The organism is Acinetobacter sp. RUH 2624, from assembly GCF_000162375.2.
GTDB lineage: Bacteria > Pseudomonadota > Gammaproteobacteria > Pseudomonadales > Moraxellaceae > Acinetobacter > Acinetobacter nosocomialis.
This window is the reverse complement of record NZ_KI391941.1, coordinates 75,327-93,246: the sequence shown is the minus strand read 5'-3', so window position 1 is coordinate 93,246 and position 17,920 is coordinate 75,327. Positions and strand designations below refer to the sequence as shown.

At 38.2% G+C, this 17,920-nt stretch carries 17 protein-coding genes, 6 pseudogenes and 1 other annotated feature; of the genes and pseudogenes, 12 read left to right on the top strand and 11 right to left on the bottom strand.

Annotation, left to right across the window (positions count from 1 at the left end; translation table 11 throughout):
* Positions 1 to 51: 51 nt before the first annotated feature.
* Positions 52 to 756 (bottom strand): IS6-like element IS1007 family transposase, encoded by a 705-nt coding sequence (locus HMPREF0014_RS24770; RefSeq protein WP_001067793.1) that lies wholly within the window; start codon positions 754 to 756, stop codon positions 52 to 54.
* Between the two features lie 15 nt (positions 757 to 771).
* Between HMPREF0014_RS24770 and HMPREF0014_RS24765 the strand changes: the two genes are divergently transcribed.
* Positions 772 to 1,920 (top strand): IS4 family transposase, encoded by a 1,149-nt coding sequence (locus tag HMPREF0014_RS24765; protein ID WP_031944400.1) that lies wholly within the window; start codon positions 772 to 774, stop codon positions 1,918 to 1,920.
* A 19-nt stretch (positions 1,921 to 1,939) separates the two neighbouring features.
* Positions 1,940 to 2,101, top strand: a pseudogene (locus HMPREF0014_RS24760) (IS6 family transposase); the annotation flags it as partial.
* A gap of 66 nt (positions 2,102 to 2,167) precedes the next feature.
* Here HMPREF0014_RS24760 and HMPREF0014_RS24755 read toward each other — a convergent pair.
* From HMPREF0014_RS24755 to sul2, 5 genes and pseudogenes are all read right to left on the bottom strand, one after another.
* Positions 2,168 to 2,395 carry a hypothetical protein gene (locus tag HMPREF0014_RS24755; protein ID WP_004812234.1) on the bottom strand — a complete coding sequence of 76 codons (228 nt, stop codon included), beginning with the start codon at positions 2,393 to 2,395 and terminating at the stop codon, positions 2,168 to 2,170.
* Positions 2,396 to 2,727: 332 nt separating this feature from the next.
* A pseudogene (locus HMPREF0014_RS0206740) lies at positions 2,728 to 2,937 on the bottom strand (recombinase family protein); the annotation flags it as partial.
* Between the two features lie 51 nt (positions 2,938 to 2,988).
* Positions 2,989 to 3,693: an IS6-like element IS1006 family transposase gene (locus HMPREF0014_RS24750; RefSeq protein WP_006582638.1), complete on the bottom strand. Its 705-nt coding sequence runs from the start codon at positions 3,691 to 3,693 to the stop codon at positions 2,989 to 2,991.
* A gap of 163 nt (positions 3,694 to 3,856) precedes the next feature.
* Complete coding sequence (locus HMPREF0014_RS24745) at positions 3,857 to 4,159, bottom strand: phosphoglucosamine mutase (RefSeq protein WP_000251875.1); 303 nt, start codon at positions 4,157 to 4,159, stop codon at positions 3,857 to 3,859.
* An 86-nt stretch (positions 4,160 to 4,245) separates the two neighbouring features.
* On the bottom strand, positions 4,246 to 5,061 hold the full coding sequence (gene sul2 / locus HMPREF0014_RS24740) for a sulfonamide-resistant dihydropteroate synthase Sul2 (protein ID WP_001043260.1): 816 nt from the start codon (positions 5,059 to 5,061) through the stop codon (positions 4,246 to 4,248).
* A gap of 89 nt (positions 5,062 to 5,150) precedes the next feature.
* Between sul2 and HMPREF0014_RS25835 the strand changes: the two genes are divergently transcribed.
* Positions 5,151 to 6,241, top strand: a protein-coding gene (locus HMPREF0014_RS25835) for an IS4-like element ISAba1 family transposase (RefSeq protein ID WP_085940648.1) whose coding sequence is annotated in 2 segments (ribosomal slippage) — positions 5,151 to 5,691 and positions 5,691 to 6,241 — 1,092 coding nt in all. Because the reading frame shifts where the segments join, the coding sequence is not laid out codon by codon here.
* A 196-nt stretch (positions 6,242 to 6,437) separates the two neighbouring features.
* On the opposite strand, the gene HMPREF0014_RS24725 is transcribed toward HMPREF0014_RS25835, so the two are convergent.
* From HMPREF0014_RS24725 to HMPREF0014_RS24710, 4 genes and pseudogenes are all read right to left on the bottom strand, one after another.
* Complete coding sequence (locus HMPREF0014_RS24725) at positions 6,438 to 6,923, bottom strand: hypothetical protein (RefSeq protein WP_006581703.1); 486 nt, start codon at positions 6,921 to 6,923, stop codon at positions 6,438 to 6,440.
* A 37-nt stretch (positions 6,924 to 6,960) separates the two neighbouring features.
* On the bottom strand, positions 6,961 to 7,209 hold the full coding sequence (locus HMPREF0014_RS24720; RefSeq protein ID WP_006581702.1) for a phenol hydroxylase subunit: 249 nt from the start codon (positions 7,207 to 7,209) through the stop codon (positions 6,961 to 6,963).
* A gap of 312 nt (positions 7,210 to 7,521) precedes the next feature.
* Positions 7,522 to 8,755 (bottom strand): annotated as a pseudogene (locus HMPREF0014_RS24715) (IS3 family transposase).
* Positions 8,350 to 8,466: a sequence feature (AL1L pseudoknot), on the bottom strand. Its footprint overlaps the pseudogene before it by 117 nt.
* Before the next feature lie 182 nt (positions 8,756 to 8,937).
* Positions 8,938 to 9,504, bottom strand: a complete 567-nt coding sequence (locus HMPREF0014_RS24710) for a recombinase family protein (RefSeq protein WP_006581699.1) — start codon at positions 9,502 to 9,504, stop codon at positions 8,938 to 8,940.
* 566 nt (positions 9,505 to 10,070) lie between these two features.
* Here HMPREF0014_RS24710 and HMPREF0014_RS26410 point away from each other — a divergent pair.
* From HMPREF0014_RS26410 to HMPREF0014_RS25825, 6 genes and pseudogenes are all read left to right on the top strand, one after another.
* A pseudogene (locus HMPREF0014_RS26410) lies at positions 10,071 to 10,175 on the top strand (hypothetical protein); the annotation flags it as partial.
* Between the two features lie 511 nt (positions 10,176 to 10,686).
* Complete coding sequence (locus tag HMPREF0014_RS24705) at positions 10,687 to 11,205, top strand: hypothetical protein (protein WP_006582499.1); 519 nt, start codon at positions 10,687 to 10,689, stop codon at positions 11,203 to 11,205.
* A gap of 125 nt (positions 11,206 to 11,330) precedes the next feature.
* Entirely contained in the window at positions 11,331 to 12,047 is a 717-nt protein-coding gene (locus tag HMPREF0014_RS24700) for a fimbria/pilus periplasmic chaperone (RefSeq protein ID WP_006581696.1), read from the top strand.
* 3 nt (positions 12,048 to 12,050) lie between these two features.
* Positions 12,051 to 14,348, top strand: a complete 2,298-nt coding sequence (locus tag HMPREF0014_RS24695) for a fimbria/pilus outer membrane usher protein (protein ID WP_006581695.1) — start codon at positions 12,051 to 12,053, stop codon at positions 14,346 to 14,348.
* A gap of 12 nt (positions 14,349 to 14,360) precedes the next feature.
* Positions 14,361 to 14,768: a hypothetical protein gene (locus tag HMPREF0014_RS24690; RefSeq protein ID WP_006582498.1), complete on the top strand. Its 408-nt coding sequence runs from the start codon at positions 14,361 to 14,363 to the stop codon at positions 14,766 to 14,768.
* Between the two features lie 333 nt (positions 14,769 to 15,101).
* Positions 15,102 to 15,320, top strand: a pseudogene (locus tag HMPREF0014_RS25825) (hypothetical protein); the annotation flags it as partial.
* A gap of 17 nt (positions 15,321 to 15,337) precedes the next feature.
* On the opposite strand, the gene HMPREF0014_RS26050 reads toward HMPREF0014_RS25825, so the two are convergent.
* A protein-coding gene (locus HMPREF0014_RS26050; RefSeq protein WP_104130812.1) for an IS4 family transposase occupies positions 15,338 to 16,428 on the bottom strand; the annotation gives its coding sequence in 2 pieces (ribosomal slippage) (positions 15,338 to 15,888 and positions 15,888 to 16,428; 1,092 coding nt in all).
* A gap of 69 nt (positions 16,429 to 16,497) precedes the next feature.
* Here HMPREF0014_RS26050 and HMPREF0014_RS25815 point away from each other — a divergent pair.
* The 3 genes and pseudogenes from HMPREF0014_RS25815 to HMPREF0014_RS24670 all read left to right on the top strand — a co-directional run.
* Positions 16,498 to 16,746: pseudogene (locus HMPREF0014_RS25815) on the top strand (hypothetical protein); the annotation flags it as partial.
* Positions 16,747 to 17,231: 485 nt separating this feature from the next.
* The gene (locus HMPREF0014_RS24675; RefSeq protein ID WP_020992397.1) at positions 17,232 to 17,756 is read left to right on the top strand and encodes a type I restriction endonuclease; all 525 of its coding nucleotides are present in this window, start codon (positions 17,232 to 17,234) and stop codon (positions 17,754 to 17,756) included.
* The coding region (locus HMPREF0014_RS24670) for a transposase (protein WP_020992396.1) at positions 17,753 to 17,920 on the top strand (168 nt) is incomplete at its 3' end. The genes HMPREF0014_RS24675 and HMPREF0014_RS24670, both read left to right, overlap by 4 nt.

Genomic DNA, 17,920 nt, shown 5'->3' with positions numbered 1-17,920 from the left:
GGCACTGTTGCAAATAGGGATCTGAGTCAATGATTTTCCCTTCAAAAAAGCTTAGAGACCGAAAACTCTATTTACTAGCCAAACTTCTCCTAGAATATTACCGTTATAAAATAATGAAGCTTGTCCTTTGCGTAGAGCACGCATAACCTCAATTCCTTTAATTGTGGCATAAGCCGTTTTCATAGACTTGAATCCCAACGTAGCCTTGATGATCCGTTTGAGCTTGCCATGATCACATTCAATCACGTTATTCTTGTATTTAATCTGTCGATGGTCCAGGTCTTCAGGACACTTTCCTTCCTGTTTTAGTCGCGACAAAGCACGGCCATAGGTATGAGCCTTATCAGTGTTTATGACTCGTGGAATCTGCCATTTTTTGACATGATTCAAAATCTTACCAAGAAAACAATAAGCTGAATGGGTATTTCGTCTAGCAGAAAGATAGAAATCAAGAGTATGGCCACGTTGGTCAACTGCACGGTATAGATATGCCCATTTGCCATTCACTTTTACGTAAGTTTCATCCAGATGCCATAAATGTCGATCTGTAGGATTACGCCAATACCAACGTAAACGTTTTTCCATTTCTGGAGCATAACGCTGAACCCAGCGATAAATTGTGGTGTGATCAACATTCACTCCACGTTCAGCGAGCATTTCCTGAAGTTCACGATAGCTGATGCCATATTTACAATACCAACGAACAGCCCAAAGAATGATTTCACCTTGAAAGTGCCGACCGTGGAAGGGATTCATCTGCTGTATCTCGAAATAAATAAGATATTTAGCTTATCATGTCAGCCTATTTGCAACAGTGCCGATTTTGAACGTCTGGCTAAACTGCACCACTCTGGGCAAAAATTAAGATCAGCCACCCGCTGGGATCAGTTTGTTGCCATATTAATGTCCCAACTTTCTTGTCGGCAAAGCTTAAGAGACATTCAATCCAATCTCGAATCCCAGCAGGAAAAGCTCTATCATCTTGGCGCGAAAAGAATTGCGCGAAGCACCTTAGCAAGACTCAATGAAGAACAGCCCGCCAGCCTGTATCAGCAATTGTTCACACAGCTGCTTCAGCGCTGTGAAAACTCTAAAACTGCACATAAATTTAGATTCAAGAATCCGCTGTATTCACTAGATGCCAGTCATATTGATCTTTCACTGTCATTGTGCGAATGGGCAAAAGTGCATGAATCCAAAGCCAGTATTAAACTAAGTGTTGGCTTAAATCACAGCAATACCATTCCTGAATTTGTAGCGCTTGGGGATGGTATTGAAAATGATATGGTGCAAGGCAGAGCATTTAAATTTCCTGCTGGCAGCATTATCGTCTTTGATAAAGGATATGTTGATTATCAATGGTTTGCTCAGTTGACACATCAGAAAGTCAGCTTCGTAACTCGGCTACGCCCCAAGACAGTTTATCAAGTTAAATCAAGCCGCAACGTATTAGCGACTAAAGGCATTATTGCGGATGAATGTATTGAATTGAGCAGTGCGCACGCCAAGAAAAGAGGTGCCCCTAAATTATTAAGGCGTATAGAGTTTTATGATACAGATAAGAAAAGAACATTCGAATTTCTGAGCAACAACTTTCATCTGGCAGCATCCACCATTGCTGCAATTTATAAAGACCGCTGGAAGATTGAGTTATTCTTTAAAGCCATCAAGCAGAATTTAAAACTGAAGTCATTTCTAGGTCGAAGCCGCAATGCGATACAAACGCAAATATGGATTGCATTAATTGCCTATTTGCTGGTGAACTTCGCTAAACACATGGCACAAGAAGGATGGAGTGTTCAGCGTTTATTGAGAATTATTCAGGTCAATTTATTTGAAAGGAAACTTTTAAGGTCACTCTTTGTGCCTGATAAAAAATGGCGAAAACAAGAAGAACCTCAATTGAGGTTCTTCTTGTGATATTTGTGGGACAGCAGTGATCATCAGGGCCACATTAGGATTCAAATCTATGAAGACTGCTTATGCCACAATTAAAGGTATTGAAGTCATGCGTGCACTACGTAAAGGACAAGCATCGTCATTTTATTATGGTCAGCCTCAGGGTGAAGTGTGTCTAATCAACAGGGTTTTCGGTCTCTAAGCACTTTTTAAAGGGAACTTCATCGACTCAAATCTCTATTTGCAACAGTGCCCTCTTTTTTATGTTTTATTCAAAATGAAGTTGATATTTATCCGTCGTAATCTTGATCTTGAGGTTCTTATATTTTCGTTTTGTGGCACTCAGGGCTGAATCTGTCACTTCTGCATAAAATTTAGGGTCATTCATTAGATCATTAAATAGTTTATATCCAATCAATAACTTACTAGATTTTTTCTTTTCCTTTAGATCATTTTCAATCAACTGATCCAATTCTTTTACAGAAAAACTATGCATATTACCCTCTATAGTATCTTTCTGATAAAACAGCATACAGACTTAGCAAGAGGATTTAAAGCTTATTAGATAATTGATATTTATGAAATTGTGAGAAAGATAATATATTAGATTTATCTATTTAAGTTAAGTTTTTCTAAAAATAACATAATACACCTTATACGAAATACTTGATATTTATCATTAAATTTCAGTATATTAGATCAAGCCGTTGTGGGGCATAGGGTACCAGAGCGGCTTTTTATTGATTATTTATGTTCCACGCTTAAAATTCGAACAATGTTTCATGATTTTTATAAGTTAAACTAAATTTAGTTGCCAATCCCAATAAGCTATTCACTAACTTGTAAATATCGGTATACCGCCTGACGACTAATCCCAAAAGCTTTTCCTAATGCCATTTTTGATGGATACTTCCCTTCCCTCCATGCTTGTCGTAAAGCTTCAGCTTGGTCAGGCTTTAGTTTATGCACCCGACCTTTGTACTTCCCCTGAGCAGAGGCGAGTTTTATTCCTTCCTTTTGCCGCTCTAAAATTATCTGGCACTGTTGCAAATAGAGATTTGAGTCGATGATGTTCCCTTTAAAAAGTACTTAGAGACCGAAAACCCTGTTGATTAGACACACTTCACCCTGAGGCTGACCATAATAAAATGACGATGCTTGTCCTTTACGTAGTGCACGCATGACTTCAATACCTTTAATTGTGGCATAAGCCGTCTTCATAGATTTGAATCCTAATGTGGACCTGATGATCCGCTTTAGCTTGCCATGATCACATTCAATCACGTTATTTTTATACTTAATCTGCCTGTGCTCAAGGTCTGGTGGACATTTACCTTCCCGTTTTAACCGTGATAAAGCACGTCCATATGTGGGTGCTTTATCCGTGTTGATCACTTGTGGAATTTGCCACTTCTTCACATTATTTAAAATTTTTCCAAGAAAACAATATGCTGATTTGGTATTACGTCTAGAAGAAAGATAAAAATCAATGGTATCGCCACGTTGATCGACTGCACGATACAGATAAGACCATCGTCCATTCACTTTTACATAGGTTTCATCAATATGCCACGAGCTCAGATCTGTAGGATTACGCCAATACCAGCGTAAACGTTTTTCTATTTCAGGAGCATAACGTTGAACCCAACGGTAAATAGTCGTGTGATCAACATTCACACCCCGTTCGGCCAGCATTTCCTGCAGTTCACGATAGCTAATGCCATATTTACAATACCAGCGCACAGCCCAAAGAATGATTTCGCCCTGAAAATGCCGACCATGGAAAGGATTCATATGCTGCACCTTTAGCTAAAACAGTCTTCAGCTTACCATTCGTGGTTATTTGCAACAGTGCCGTCGGAAAAGGAGCCGCTAGTGGGAAAGAGGAGGGTAAATTTTCAGCGTTGCTGGCTCCCCGTCAGCCGGATTGGGTTGCATCGCAGGGGTGTCGAAAGAGTCAACTGCGGTCCAAAGCTGTTGGACTTGGGTGAAAAGGGCGTTTATTCTTCCTATACGTTGTCGGCAGCGGGCCAAAAAGGAATACGTCCATGCCCATCGAGGTGAAACCGGCTGTGAGCGCGGGTTCAAGCATATAGCCCGACAGGCGCGTATCCTTGCCGATCACGACACGATGGCGGTGGTCACCGCGACGAAAGACACGGCCAGCCGCCATGCCGACGCGCAAGGCGGTTTCCGCCGTCATCGCGCCTTCGTTGGCTTTGCCACGAATACCGTCTGTGCCGAAATATTTGCGCACCATAAGGTCGATTATCCTGTCGTCGGGTCGCCCTCAAAGGGGACATGCCTGCTGAACCGCGAATATAGAGAAATATCCCGAATGTGCAGTTAACGAATTCTTGCGGTTTCTTTCAGCGCCGCCAATACCGCCAGCCCGTCGCGCAAGGGGCGCGGCTCGTGTGTGCGGATGAAGTCAGCTCCACCTGCGGCGGCGGCAAGCTCTGCAGCGAGTGTCGCGGCCCCGACATCCCCCGGACCACGGCCTGTGAGCGCGCGCAGAAAGGATTTGCGCGAAACAGACAGAAGCACCGGCAAATCGAAGCGCAGCCGCAATTCATCGAACCGCGCCAGCACCGAGAGCGAGGTTTCGGGAGCAGCCCCCAGAAAAAACCCCATGCCGGGATCAAGGACAAGGCGGTTGCGTTTGATACCGGCACCCGTCAGCGCCGCGATGCGCGCGTCAAAGAACGCCGCAATGTGATCCATGATGTCGCCAGCGGGTGCCTCGCGCCGATCTGCCTGCCCGTCTTGCACCGAATGCATAACGACGAGTTTGGCAGATGATTTCGCCAATTGCGGATAGAACGCAGCGTCTGGAAAACCGCGAATATCATTGAGATAGGCCACACCACGCGACAAGGCATAGGCTTGCGTCGCGGGTTGATAACTGTCGAGCGAGACGGGAATGCCATCTGCCTTGAGCGCGTCCAGCACCGGCGCGATACGCGCGATTTCTGTGTCGGACGAAACAGGCGCGGCGTCGGGATTGCTGGATGCCGGACCGAGGTCGATCACATCTGCCCCCTCGGCCATCAGCTTACGCGCCTGCGCAATGGCTGCGTCTGGCGCCAGATACCGGCCTCCATCGGAGAAACTGTCCGAGGTTATGTTGACGATGCCGAAAATGATGAGCGATTTATTCATGGGGGCTTCTATAATAATCTCTGTACACGACAAAAATAGATAACTCATTGAAATAATGTCACAATAATTGTTTTCTAACGACGAATACTATGACACATCTCAATGAGTTATATCTTATCTTAAACAAATCTCTAAAATGGAACAAGTCACATTTAAAGTGCTTTGCGCTCATCATGCTTGTGATTATTTTAAAGCAAACATGTAATCTTTCTTCTGCATCTAAAGCCTTGCCCATCAAGTGTTTACCACAATCATTTTATCGACGTATGCAGCGCTTCTTTGCAGGTCAGTATTTTGATTATCGTCAAATTTCTCAGTTGATTTTCAATATGTTTTCATTCGACCAAGTGCAACTGACTTTAGATAGAACCAATTGGAAATGGGGAAAACGAAATATTAATATCCTGATGCTCGCAATCGTTTATCGTGGAATAGCGATACCTATCCTTTGGACATTGCTTAATAAACGTGGAAATTCAGATACGAAAGAGCGTATTGCTTTGATTCAACGCTTTATAGCCATTTTTGGTAAAGACCGTATTGTGAATGTGTTCGCAGACAGAGAGTTTATCGGTGAGCAGTGGTTTACATGGTTAATTGAACAAGACATCAACTTCTGCATTCGTGTTAAAAAAACTTCATTGTCACCAATCATTTAGGAAAGAATCATAAAATTAGTGATTTATTTCGCCATCTTAAAGTTGGTCAAATTGAATGTCGTAAACGACGGATTTTGGTTGGTCGGGTGAAACTATATATAAGTGCACTACAGTTAGAAAATGGAGAGCTTTTACTCGTCGTTTCTCCTCAGTTTAATGCCAATGCTATTCAGGATTATGCATTACGCTGGGAAATTGAAACCTTATTCAGTTGTCTCAAAGGACGCGGGTTTAATCTTGAAAATACGCGCTTGACAGACCCTAGACGAGTGAAAAAATTGATTGCGGTGTTAGCTATAAGCTTCTGTTGGTGTTACTTAACGGGTGAATGGCAACATAATCAAAAAAAAGCGATAAAAATAAAGAAGCATGGACGACTCTCAATGAGTTTATTTCGCTATGGTTTAGACTATGTTCAAATGGCGATTCAGCGTTTAATTGGTTTTGGGAAAAAAGAAGAGTTTAAGGAAATTTTGGCAATTTTAAGAAAGCAGAATCCTGATAGGATAAGGGTTCTGTGAAATTTGTCGTGTACAGAGTATAATAATAATAATCGAGCATGAGTCTCATACGGATGCTCGGGTCGAAAGGGAATCCCCAGGCGAGTAACCTGTTTGCGGTGATCCATTAGCTGCAGGAGCAGAAGAGCATACATCTGGAAGCAAAGCCAGGAAAGCGGCCTATGGAGCTGTGCGGCAGCGCTCAGTAGGCAATTTTTCAAAATATTGTTAAGCCTTTTCTGAGCATGGTATTTTTCATGGTATTACCAATTAGCAGGAAAATAAGCCATTGAATATAAAAGATAAAAATGTCTTGTTTACAATAAAGTGGGAGTAGTAATTTCGTTACTTTGTTTAGAATTTCTTCAGAAATATTTCTTAATAAATCGTGTTTTTCAACAAGCGTAAAATTACTTTCTAAAATCTCTTGTTGTTTAGCTCGAGTTTGGGTATAAGCCCCATAATAAAATTGACGAGGATCTTTAAGCACGTACCAATCTTTCATTTGGATTACAGTACGGCCCTTATCGTAAAGATCAAATTCAGGCTGCCATAAAGGTTTGTAATGAAAATTAATTTCTTCCTGAATATCGTAGGTCGCTTCTTGATAACGTGAAGCTGGTTTATCACCAAATCTTTTTTCAATATAAGCATAAGTATTTCTTAAAGGCTTAACTGAAGATGTTTTAATATCAATTTGCATATAAATCTTCCTGATTTTTTAATAAAGACTAGAGTTTTTATTCTCTAATACCGGCCTGTCCAAATCGCCACTTCATGCGGTCATATTCAATCTTTGCAAAATCATCCGTACTTAGGTGCTGTACTTGATGGTGTGCGCAGAATTCTTCAAAAGCCTTGACTGGCATAATCATTTCTACAGCTAACTCTGGATCACCTATCGAAAATTCAAATTCGATATATTTGTCACGCTGAGTCCCTGTAACATGAATAAAGCAAGGAGGCTGTTCTACATTGAGTTGCTGCATACCAAAATCCTCATATTCTCCATAAGATTATTGCAACTTGCATGCCAATTTTATTTATTATTATTTTTCAAATATTTATGATTTTCTCTTTTTTATTTCATACAATGTTCTTTATCAAATTCTTAAGTCACAATGTATGACTTAAGAAAATTCTCAAGTGTTTTATATTTTCTCAGTTGTATAAGCACTTATAGATGATCAAAAAAAAAAGAAGCCAAAGCTTCTTTTTTTGATTTTCCAACTCGCATTGATAGCCCCTATAATTCAATCAACTGAACCGTACCGGGTTTGTCGGAGAGTTTTTTATTTAAGTTAGGCCACCTGACCTAACGGGTTAATCTTATCATAGTACATTGCTTCAAAATCAAAAGGTGATACATAACCTAGTGCACTATGTACACGCTCTTTATTGAACCAATCTACCCAATTTAGTGTCGCAAGTTGTACATCCGCTAAACCTTGCCAATCTGCTTTTAGATATTCAATCACCTCTGTTTTGTATAAGCCATTCACCGTTTCAGCCAAAGCATTATCGTATGAATCACCAGTCGTACCGACTGATGCTCGTAAATTTGCTGCTTCTAAACGATTGGTATAGCGAATGGAAAGATATTGCACACCTCTGTCGGAATGATGAATCACATTCTTTGGCATGCCTCGATCATGCAATGCTTGCTCCAATGCATCGAGCACCATATCTGTATTCATCCGTGTCGATACTTTCCATCCAACAATTGCTCGTGAGAACACATCAATAATAAATGCAGTATAAACCCAGCCTGAATTTGTTTGAATATACGTAAAGTCACTCACCCACAGTTGGTCAGGATGATCAGCAGTAAAATTACGTTTTACCAAGTCATCCGCTCGTTTTTGATCATCTCGGCTACGGGTGGTTTGTTTGTTCTTACCACGCCAAACACCTTTTATACCTAGCTTTTGCATTAATCGAGCAACAGTACAGCGCGCAATAATATAGCCTTCACGTTTCAGTTTTTGCCAGACTTTACGTACACCATACCGACCTGAACTTTCCTTCCAAATTCGTTTAATCTCCTCAGCATGATGCAAGTCATGTAAATCTCGCTTTGCTCGATGTTCTGGATTTTCACAGAGATCTAGAGTCCGGTAATAGGTTGAAGGTGCGATCGGTAAAATTCTACAAATCGCCTCGACTCCGTACAGCTCTTTATTATTATGGATAAAATCCACCATTATTTGTGTGGGCGGTCGAGCTCCGCCTGGGCGAAAAAAGCGGCTGCTTTACGTAGAATTTCATTGGCGCGTTGCAGTTCTTTATTTTCGCGTTCGAGTTGTTTGATACGTTCTTGGTCTGAAAGCTGCTGTACTTTAACTGGATTTTGTTTATCTAAATATTTTTGATACCAAACACGTAGTGTTTCAGGAGTACAACCCTTGCGCAGTATACTGCTCAGGGAGCAATAGCGGTGATCGCAGCCCAATTCGATGGATAATCTTTCTCGGATTCAATCAATAATTGAACCGCTCTTTCTCTGATTTCAGGGGTATATTTTACTTTTTTCATCGGGACATTCTCTCAGAAAGCTTGGTCTCCGACAAACCCGGTACGGTTCAAAAATCTTCCATTGATTTATTTATATCTGTTAAACCAGTCGCATTATGAAATGTAATATAAGTAGAAATTTCAGTATAAATGGTCATGATCTTTTCTAAATTTGAATATCTAAGCGTCTTCATTAATCAACCTTATTGATTATTAGTTTCTTCTTTTAAAGCTCTTTGTACTGTTGCTATCCCTACTTTAAACTTTTCTGCAACACCTCTAAATGTTGAATTTTCTTCAGCCATTGCTTTTCGTATTTCAACATAGTCAACCTTCCGCTTTCTTCCCTTATATAAGCCCTTCGCTTTGGCTTTTGCAATTCCTTCCTTTTGACGCTCACGGATCATGGAGCGTTCAAACTCTGCAAATGCAGCAAGCATCTGAAACATGAGTTTATTTATTGCCGATTGTGCTACATCATGACTGAAGGTCAAATTCTCTTTATGAAAAATAATGGTTATACCACGATCATTCAGACTATTCACAATTTCGTTCAGATCATTTGTATTACGTGCCAGACGATCAATACTATGAACATGCACCGTATCACCTTCACGCAGATAGTCGAGCATTGCATTTAACTGAGGACGTTCACGGCTACCACCGCTTGCCTTTTCAGTAAAGGTCTTATCCAGGCTGATTCCATCTAATTGACGTTCAGTATTTTGTTCAGTTGAACTGACTCGAATATATCCGACCTGATTAGGCATTCTGTACCGTTAGAGTTTAGATAATTAAATACATATTGTACCGAAATTAAATATTAAGTCTATAAATACGGTTTTTGAGTTGCTTTTTAAGACTTTATTTTGTTCCGTTAGGCTATACTCTATAGTTACATAAATTTAGATATTAAAAACTTCTCTCCGATAAACCCAGTACGGTTCACCTAAACAGATTGCTACCCCTGAATAAGTTGAATCCGAAAAAAGAGGCTTTTGGAGCCGTTTTTTAGACCCTATGATTAACCACGATTGTTTAACTAATATGAATAAAGTCGTGAAACATTGATCATTTAGAGGTCGTGGAACGTGAAAAAATCATAAAAAAAAGCCCACCTTGGGGAGGTTGGGCAAAAAAGAAACTACAGCGTTGAATTTTCAAGAGAATTATACAGCATTTCGTATAAGGTGTATTATGTTAATTTTAGAAAATCTTTAGATGGCTTTGTTGCATAAATATGTAAGTATCTGATTTAAATAAATTTAATTTTGGATCAAAAAATAATCAAAACTTTTAAAATCATATAGTTATGAAATCTTTGTGCAACAAAGCCCGTGTGGTCAATGAAGCAGGCGAGGGTGATGCTGTGGTGATTATGTCGAATGGTGGTTTTGGTGGATTGCATCAAAAATTAATCATGGCTTTAGGTCAGGAATGACGTTTTGACAGAGGAAAAGGGCATCAATAGATGCTCTGATTCATTTTTTAAGTGTTGTTGATATTGAAAAGTCACGATAGAAAGTGATTTTTCATGCAAATAATTGTGAATTACACCACAATAATGTGTTTTAAGCTAAAAGATGTAACCAAATATTTTATTTTCACAATAGATTTTTTTTACCAATAAGTTGATTTAATATACTGAAAACAAAAATATTTAATAAATATGTAAGCAGAATTAAATTTAATATTTTATTGTTCGGTAAAAGATATCTCTAAACTACATCAATTATAAAATAATTCAAAAGCAAACAATTAGCAGTAAAACCCCTATTTACGTGAATGGTGTCGTACTTTTGTTGTTTTATGTGATGTAGCATAATATTTAACAGTGGTTATGAAAACCGACCAAAGAGTCAAAACTTAATTAACCAGTAACCGCAAAAAACAGTAACCCGTTTCAAATCAATAATCATACTTTATTTTAAAAACAAATGGGAGCACCACCAATGAATACTCTAGTTAAAACTGCGTTATCCATCATCGGCTTTGGTATAGCGATGTCTGCTGCACACGCTACAGACACCTATACTCCCCCTACAACACAATACCCACAAGGCTGTACAGAATTATGTGGTCAAGCCTCTATTCCAATTAAATTGGAAGTACCTAAAAAATGTGAACTCAGTGATGTGAGTGGCAGTATTGTACTAAATAGCAATACAGGCGCAGGTACAGGTGGATTTAAAGTTGGCGCAAATGCACCTTATAATTTACTGGTTACCACAGACAACCAAACTTCAACGACTGCTTCGGCAGTAAAATTTGGAGCTAACTCTATCCCAACCACCGTGACGACTACACGCGGCTCAACTCCGATTTTGTTAGGCACTGTAAAAACCAATGAACCAATGGCATTGGTTGTGCCAAATGCTTATAACATTGCAATTCAAGCAGGTGGTTCTTGGGGCGTTAGCAAACCCGCAGGCACATACACCGACAAATATAATATTGCGGTATACTTCTAAGTCGAAATCGGCTAAATTTTATACAGCATGGTTGGTTTTATCTTTTTGATAGAACCAACTTATTTTTCATCCGATAAGAAATAAAACAATAATTTAGTACATAGATATAACAATACAGGTGCCATATGAAGAAATTATTATATTTATTGGCGGGGAGTGTTTTGGGTTTTTCTCATGTAGCATGGGCAGGGCTATCCATTAGCCCAGTCCAGCTTTATTTGGGCGAAAAATCGAAACAAAAAAGTACCACCATTGTCATTAGCTCGAAGGACTTTACGACCAGTAAAACTTTTGAAGCCTCGGCGGTGAGATGGGCTCAAAATGAACAAGGTGAAGATATTTTTGAACCTGATCCGAATATGATTATTAATCCGAAAAATTTTATTATTGCGCCAGATTCAAAACAAATTGTACGTGTTGGCTTAAATCAGGCTGTGGTAAATAACGATCATCCTGAAAAAACGTGGCGAATTATTTTCCAAGAAGTTGCACCTCCAGCACAGGATAATACGGTTAATTTTTTATTTAATATTTCGGTACCCCTCTTTGTGGGTAGGCAAGCACCCATCAATTTGGATATTCAACCCAAATTAGACACACCAGATTTAAATTTAAGCATAAAAAATAATAGTCTGTCACATATACAAATCTCTAAAATTACCTTGCTTGATGCCAATAAAAAAGAAATTGAAACCAATCATGAAATGAAATATTTATTACCACAAAGCCGTTATCATTTTAATTTTAAAAAGAATATTCCAGTCGTTGATTTTGGGAAGTATAAATTATTAGTTCAAACGGATAAACAAGATCAACCTCTAGAGTTTAATTTAAAGGAATGATCAATGATAAAAAAAACCATATTAACCGTACAGATCGTGTGTCTTTGTACGGTGGGGTATGCATACGCAAATGTTGAGAATGAACGTCTAATTTTAGCCAATATCTGGGTGAATGGGTTAGAAACCAGTACGGAAACATTGGTACTACAACAAGACCAGAAAAATTATATTGAATGTCGTGTGCTCGAATCCCTCACCTTAAAAGCATCCCTATTTCAGAAAAATAGTGAAGATAATCAATATTGTTTGGTCAGCACGCAAGAGATTAATTCTAAAATTGATCCTTCGAGCCAATCATTAAAAATAACCATTCCAACCCAATATTTTATGGGCTATGCTGACCGAACTTCAATTTTACAACCACATAAAGCCTCGCTAGGTGCCTTCTTAAATTATGATTTTTTTTATAATAAATACGATGAAGGCTCAGACTTTAATAGCTATTATGAATTAGGTGTCTTTAAAGATTTTTGGCTTTTGAATAATGCCTTTATTTACCGTGAAAATAGTGAAAATCAAACCCAAAAAGTTGTCCGATTAAATACTTCTTTAGATATTGATTTTCCAGAGCGTTATACACGGTTAACCTTGGGGGACAATGCAAGCCTTTATAATCCATTGATTAATTCGTTCCGTTTTGGCGGATTAAGTTATGGCACTAATTTTACGGAACGATCCGACTTTATTTATTGGAACACGCCAGTATTAAGAGGAAGTGCTATTGTTCCATCTACCATTGATTTATATATTAATGGAATTAATATCTATCGGCAGAATGTGACACCTGGTGATTATACATTGCAAACAGGTGCGAATATTCAACAGGCAGGGACAGCCCAAGTTGTGGTGGAAGATATTTTAGGCAATCGCTCGGTACAAAGTTTTCCCGTATATATTAATAATCGATTATTAAAAAAAGGGTTGAGTGAATATAATATTTCGCTCGGGAAATTGCGCTATAACTATGATTATGATAGCAATGATTATCGCGATTTTTTTAGTAATTTATACTTTCGTAAAGGTATAACAGATTCTACTAGCCTAGGTTTTAATGCTGCGTATAGTGAGTCAATCAAAAATATAGGACTAATGTGGACGCAGTCCTTATTTCATTCGGTTCTATTGGACACGAATGCTGTCGCGAGTTCTGCCGAAGGTCGGTCAGGTTACTCTCTCGGGATTGCAATGAGCGATAGTTTTGATAGTTTTAGTGTGGGTTTCAATAGCAAATATTCTTCGCAAGATTTCCGTGCTCTTGGTTATAGTGATCAAGTACAAAATCCAAGATTTGAACATTTAGGCTATATTTCATTTTTTAAAATTCCTTATATCAATAACTTAAATTTGAATTATATTGAGAGAAACTATTATCAGAATACGGAATTTCCTTTAAATGACACCAAAATGTTGAGTGTTGGATTATCGAAAACCTTTACACCTAAACTCTCAATGGGGTTGTCCTATTTTAAAGATTTTGGCAGCTCAGATGATACGGGAGCATATTTTAGTTTGAGTTATAACTTTGATCAAAATAGAAGTGTTTATTTTGACCAGTCTTCTACGCCAAGTACTCGTCTGACCTATGCAAAATCTTCTTCAGAACAAGTTGGTTTCGATTATTCGGTGGGGGTGGATCATAATAATGGCAATGAAAATTATAATGCGTTTGGTTTGCTTAAAAACACTTTCGGAGATCTGAGAATTCAGCATACTCAAAATGATGAGCATTATAATTCTCAAGTGAATTATCGAGGTGCTTTGGTTTGGTTAAATCGCCAACTGAATTTGAGTAAGTCGGTAGATAATGCATTTGCATTGGTGAAAGTTGGAGATACATCGAATATTGACGTATTTCGCTCGCTCGCTCCAATTGGACAGACCAATAGAAAAGGCTACGTTTTTATTCACGATATTTTACCGTATATTAATTACGACTTATCGTTTGATCAGGATCAAATTCCAATTGAATATAAAGTAGATAATCCAATTTATAAAATCGTCGCCCTTAATCAGCGAGGTTATTTTGTTGATTTTCCTGTGGTTCATACGCAACAAGTGATTGTGAAGCTGAAGGACAGGAATGGCAATTTATTTCCACGAGCGAGCAAAGTTTATATTAATCATGATGAAAATAACCCTTATCCCGTTGATAAAGAGGGCAATGTCTATTTATATGGTTTGGTTCCCGCCACCTATCAATTGAACATTCAAGGCGATACACCTTGTCAGGCTCCTTTATCGATCCAACCACAACCAAATTCGACCGCTACGGTACAAAGCATTGAATTGGTTTGTCAGTAAAGGAGTATGTGGATGAAAATTTTATTGGCCTGTCTAGTGAGTCTAGGTATTAACCTTGCGCACGCCGATCAATGTTCGATGGGAGCTTTGACGGATTCGCAAATGCGATTAGACAATTATTATCATAGCCAAGCTGCCACGGCTTTTAATGTGTCCTGTAGTCGAGCATACAGTATACGTTTTAGTAGTATGAATTTACGCAATCGAGAAGGAGAAAGTTATCTCTCGAATGGACCGTATAAAGTAGCCACACGCATGACCATCAATGGACCCGTGGAGAATTTATGGAATGTTCCGTTAAGTGTCAATGCACGTGGTAAAAATAAATATATTATTTCCGTGCATTTGGAACAACAGCCGACCACCCGATTTCCTGCAGGAACTTATCGAGATGTAATTTATGTCAATTTGTCTTTTTAATGCTCGATCTATCTAAAGATTATGAAACGGTTCAACTCAGCATGGTTTGCGTATCACCACAAAATATGTAATGCTATACGCAGAATTGGATGTCACCATCCATACCAAATTCGTTTGACAAGGGGAGTAGCCTCCTCCAAACCTAAGTGTAAAGCAATAAGTGCTTAGGTGTCAGAGTTTCGTCATTACACTTTGCAAAAAGTCGGACTCTGAGCATCATCCTTTATGATGATGTAGGCAAGACCTTGATCATGTTGAAACAGATGTTTTATTTAATTCATCTGGCAACTGGTCAAGGTTTTTTTATGTCCAGTTGCCAGATAGGGAGTTGTGATGGAAACTATTGGTAATCTATGGCTGTATGTCGTATTCTTCGGCCTTGTCACAGTCATGCTTTTGGTCGATTTTTTAGGCTTTAAACAAAAACAAAATCAAGATGTTCCAATCAAGCAAGCCGCTTACTGGAGTATTGCTTGGGTCACTGTAGCAGTGCTATTTGGTGGGGGCTTGTGGCTCTATCTACAGCAAACAGTAGGACTCACCCTTGCGAACTCTGTACACGACAAATTTCATAGGGCTCTTCTCCTATCAGGCTTTTTCTTTCTTAAAATTGCGAGCACTTTCTTAAATTCTTCTTTTTTTCCAAAACCAATCAAACGTAGAATAGCCATTTGAACATAGTCCAAACCGTAGCGAAATAAACTTACTGAAAGTCGTCCATGCTTCTTTATTTTTATCGTTTTTTTTTGATCATGTTGCCATTCACCTGTTAAATAGCACCAACAGAAACCGATCGCTAGCACTGCTATCAATTTCTTGACTCGTCTAGGGTCTGTTAAACGAGTATTTTCAAGATTGAATCCACGTCCTTTGAGACAACTAAATAAGGTTTCGATTTCCCAGCGTAATGCATAATCACGAATAGCAGAAGCATTAAACATAGGAGAAACAACAAGTAAAAGTTCTCCATCTTCTAATCGTAGCGCACTAATATACAGTTTTACTCGACCAACCCAAATACGTCGTTTACGACATTCAGTTTGACCCACTTGAAGATGACGAAATAAATCACTAATTTTATGATTCTTGGCTAAGTGATTGGTCACAATAAAGTTTTTTTAACACGTATACAGAAGTTGATGTCATTTTCAATTAACCATGTAAACCATTTCTCACCGATAAATTCTCTGTCTGCGAACACATTCACAATACGATCTTTACCAAAAATGGAGATAAAGCGTTGAATCAAAGCAATACGCTCTTTTGTATCTGAATTTCCACGTTTATTGAGCAATGTCCAAACAATAGGTATCGCTATTCCACGATAAACGATCGCGAGCATCAGGATATTAATATTTCGTTTTCCCCATTTCCAATTGGTTCTATCTAAAGTCAGTTGCACTTTGTCGAATGAAAACATATTGAAAATTAACTGAGAAATTTGACGATAATCAAAATACTGACCTGCAAAGAAGCGCTGCATACGTCGATAAAATGATTGTGGCAAGCACTTGATGGGTAAGGCTTTAGATGCAGAAGAAAGATTACATGTCTGTTTTACAATTAATGCAAGCATAATCAGTGTAAAACATTTTACATGTGACTTGTTCCACTTTAGATATTTGTTTAAGATGAGATCTAACTCATTGAAATGTGTCATCATATTCGTCGTTAGAAAACAAGTATTATGCCATTATTTCAATGAGTTATCTTTTTTTGTCGTGTACAAAGCCTTGCGAATCAAAAAACCATGGAATACTTCGCAGGTTATCTACTGGAAAAATCACTGGCGATTGACAACGTCTTCGTCTGGCTGATGATCTTCGCAGCATTTGCAATTCCACCTGCGCTGCAACGTAAAATCTTACTCTATGGCGTATTAGGTGCAATCGTATTAAGAACCATCTTTATCTTCATTGGGGCTTGGTTCGTACAAGAATTTTCTTGGGTACTTTATATTTTCGGTGCATTCCTTGTTTGTGATAGATTTTACAGAGAGGTGCTATATATGACATATCAAGAATTTCAGATTGAACTTATTAAAATTGGTTTAACAATTAAAGAATTAGCTACCTTGATAGGTATGAATCCGAATTCTATAACTAACTATAAGAGCAAAGAAATTATTCCTTTAAATTTAGCAATTACAGTCTCATTGATATCTAGCTTAAAAAGTAATGGCATTGATCCAGAATTGGCTATCAATGAAGTAAAAAGAAACCATTTTAAGGACTTTCTACAGTCCAACAAAAATAAGGAAATTTGATTGTATGTAAAAATTCTAATTAAAAATAAAGGTCAAGAAATTTTTGGATTTCTTTTAAATGTAACTCTTACAAATTCGAAATAATTCCCATTTCAATTTATAAGAAGCGTTATTAATTAATATTTAGACATATAAACGTCGTGTTAAGCGAGCGATTGTAATATTATAGTCTTTGATTTAAAAACTTAGATAACATAATGAATAGCTTAGGAAATTTAAAAGGTCTAATTGAGAGATATAATCAGGATATCGAATTTTACCGTTCTACTCGATATAATGAAACTCAACTACGTACTGATTTTATTGATCAATTTTTTGCCATTTTAGGCTGGGATATAACCAATGTTACTAGAAAAAGTACTCATGAACGTGAGGTTTTGGTTGAAGAAGGAATTCGATTTAAGTCTAATGAAAATACAAAAAAGCCAGACTATACCTTTCGTCTCTTTTCAGAGCGTAAATTTTTTGTAGAAGCTAAAAAACCAAGTGTTCATATTGATATCGATCCTGAACCAGCAAAACAAGTCCGTCGCTACGGATTTACTGCAAAGTTGAAAATTTCAGTCCTTACCAATTTTGAATATATAGCGATATATGACTGTTCGAACCCTGTTTCTGAAAGTGATTTAGCATCAACTTCTCGAATCAAGCTTTACCATTACACGGCTTTGTTGCACAAAGCTATTCTTGAAGGCTTCTTCAGTAATATAATTTCCAGATGAAGAAGCCTACACCTAAAATCTATCGTACAACCAATTGGTCCTCGTATAACCAAGCTTTAATCAAGCGAGGAAATATTTCAATCTGGTTTGATCCTAAGACGCAATGGTATGCACAACCACAAGGCAAGCAAGGACGAAATCAAACTTATTCCGATACAGCGATT

Excerpts from the sequence above, each read along its gene's own strand:
- HMPREF0014_RS24770 (WP_001067793.1), bottom strand. The coding sequence starts at position 756 with ATGAATCCCTTCCACGGTCGGCACTTTCAAGGTGAAATCATTCTTTGG.
- HMPREF0014_RS24755 (WP_004812234.1), bottom strand. The coding sequence starts at position 2,395 with ATGCATAGTTTTTCTGTAAAAGAATTGGATCAGTTGATTGAAAATGAT.
- HMPREF0014_RS24750 (WP_006582638.1), bottom strand. The coding sequence starts at position 3,693 with ATGAATCCTTTCCATGGTCGGCATTTTCAGGGCGAAATCATTCTTTGG.
- HMPREF0014_RS24745 (WP_000251875.1), bottom strand. The coding sequence starts at position 4,159 with ATGGTGCGCAAATATTTCGGCACAGACGGTATTCGTGGCAAAGCCAAC.
- sul2 (WP_001043260.1), bottom strand. The coding sequence starts at position 5,061 with ATGAATAAATCGCTCATCATTTTCGGCATCGTCAACATAACCTCGGAC.
- HMPREF0014_RS24725 (WP_006581703.1), bottom strand. The coding sequence starts at position 6,923 with ATGCAAATTGATATTAAAACATCTTCAGTTAAGCCTTTAAGAAATACT.
- HMPREF0014_RS24720 (WP_006581702.1), bottom strand. The coding sequence starts at position 7,209 with ATGCAGCAACTCAATGTAGAACAGCCTCCTTGCTTTATTCATGTTACA.
- HMPREF0014_RS24710 (WP_006581699.1), bottom strand. The coding sequence starts at position 9,504 with ATGCCTAATCAGGTCGGATATATTCGAGTCAGTTCAACTGAACAAAAT.
- HMPREF0014_RS24705 (WP_006582499.1), top strand. The coding sequence starts at position 10,687 with ATGAATACTCTAGTTAAAACTGCGTTATCCATCATCGGCTTTGGTATA.
- HMPREF0014_RS24700 (WP_006581696.1), top strand. The coding sequence starts at position 11,331 with ATGAAGAAATTATTATATTTATTGGCGGGGAGTGTTTTGGGTTTTTCT.
- HMPREF0014_RS24695 (WP_006581695.1), top strand. The coding sequence starts at position 12,051 with ATGATAAAAAAAACCATATTAACCGTACAGATCGTGTGTCTTTGTACG.
- HMPREF0014_RS24690 (WP_006582498.1), top strand. The coding sequence starts at position 14,361 with ATGAAAATTTTATTGGCCTGTCTAGTGAGTCTAGGTATTAACCTTGCG.
- HMPREF0014_RS24675 (WP_020992397.1), top strand. The coding sequence starts at position 17,232 with ATGAATAGCTTAGGAAATTTAAAAGGTCTAATTGAGAGATATAATCAG.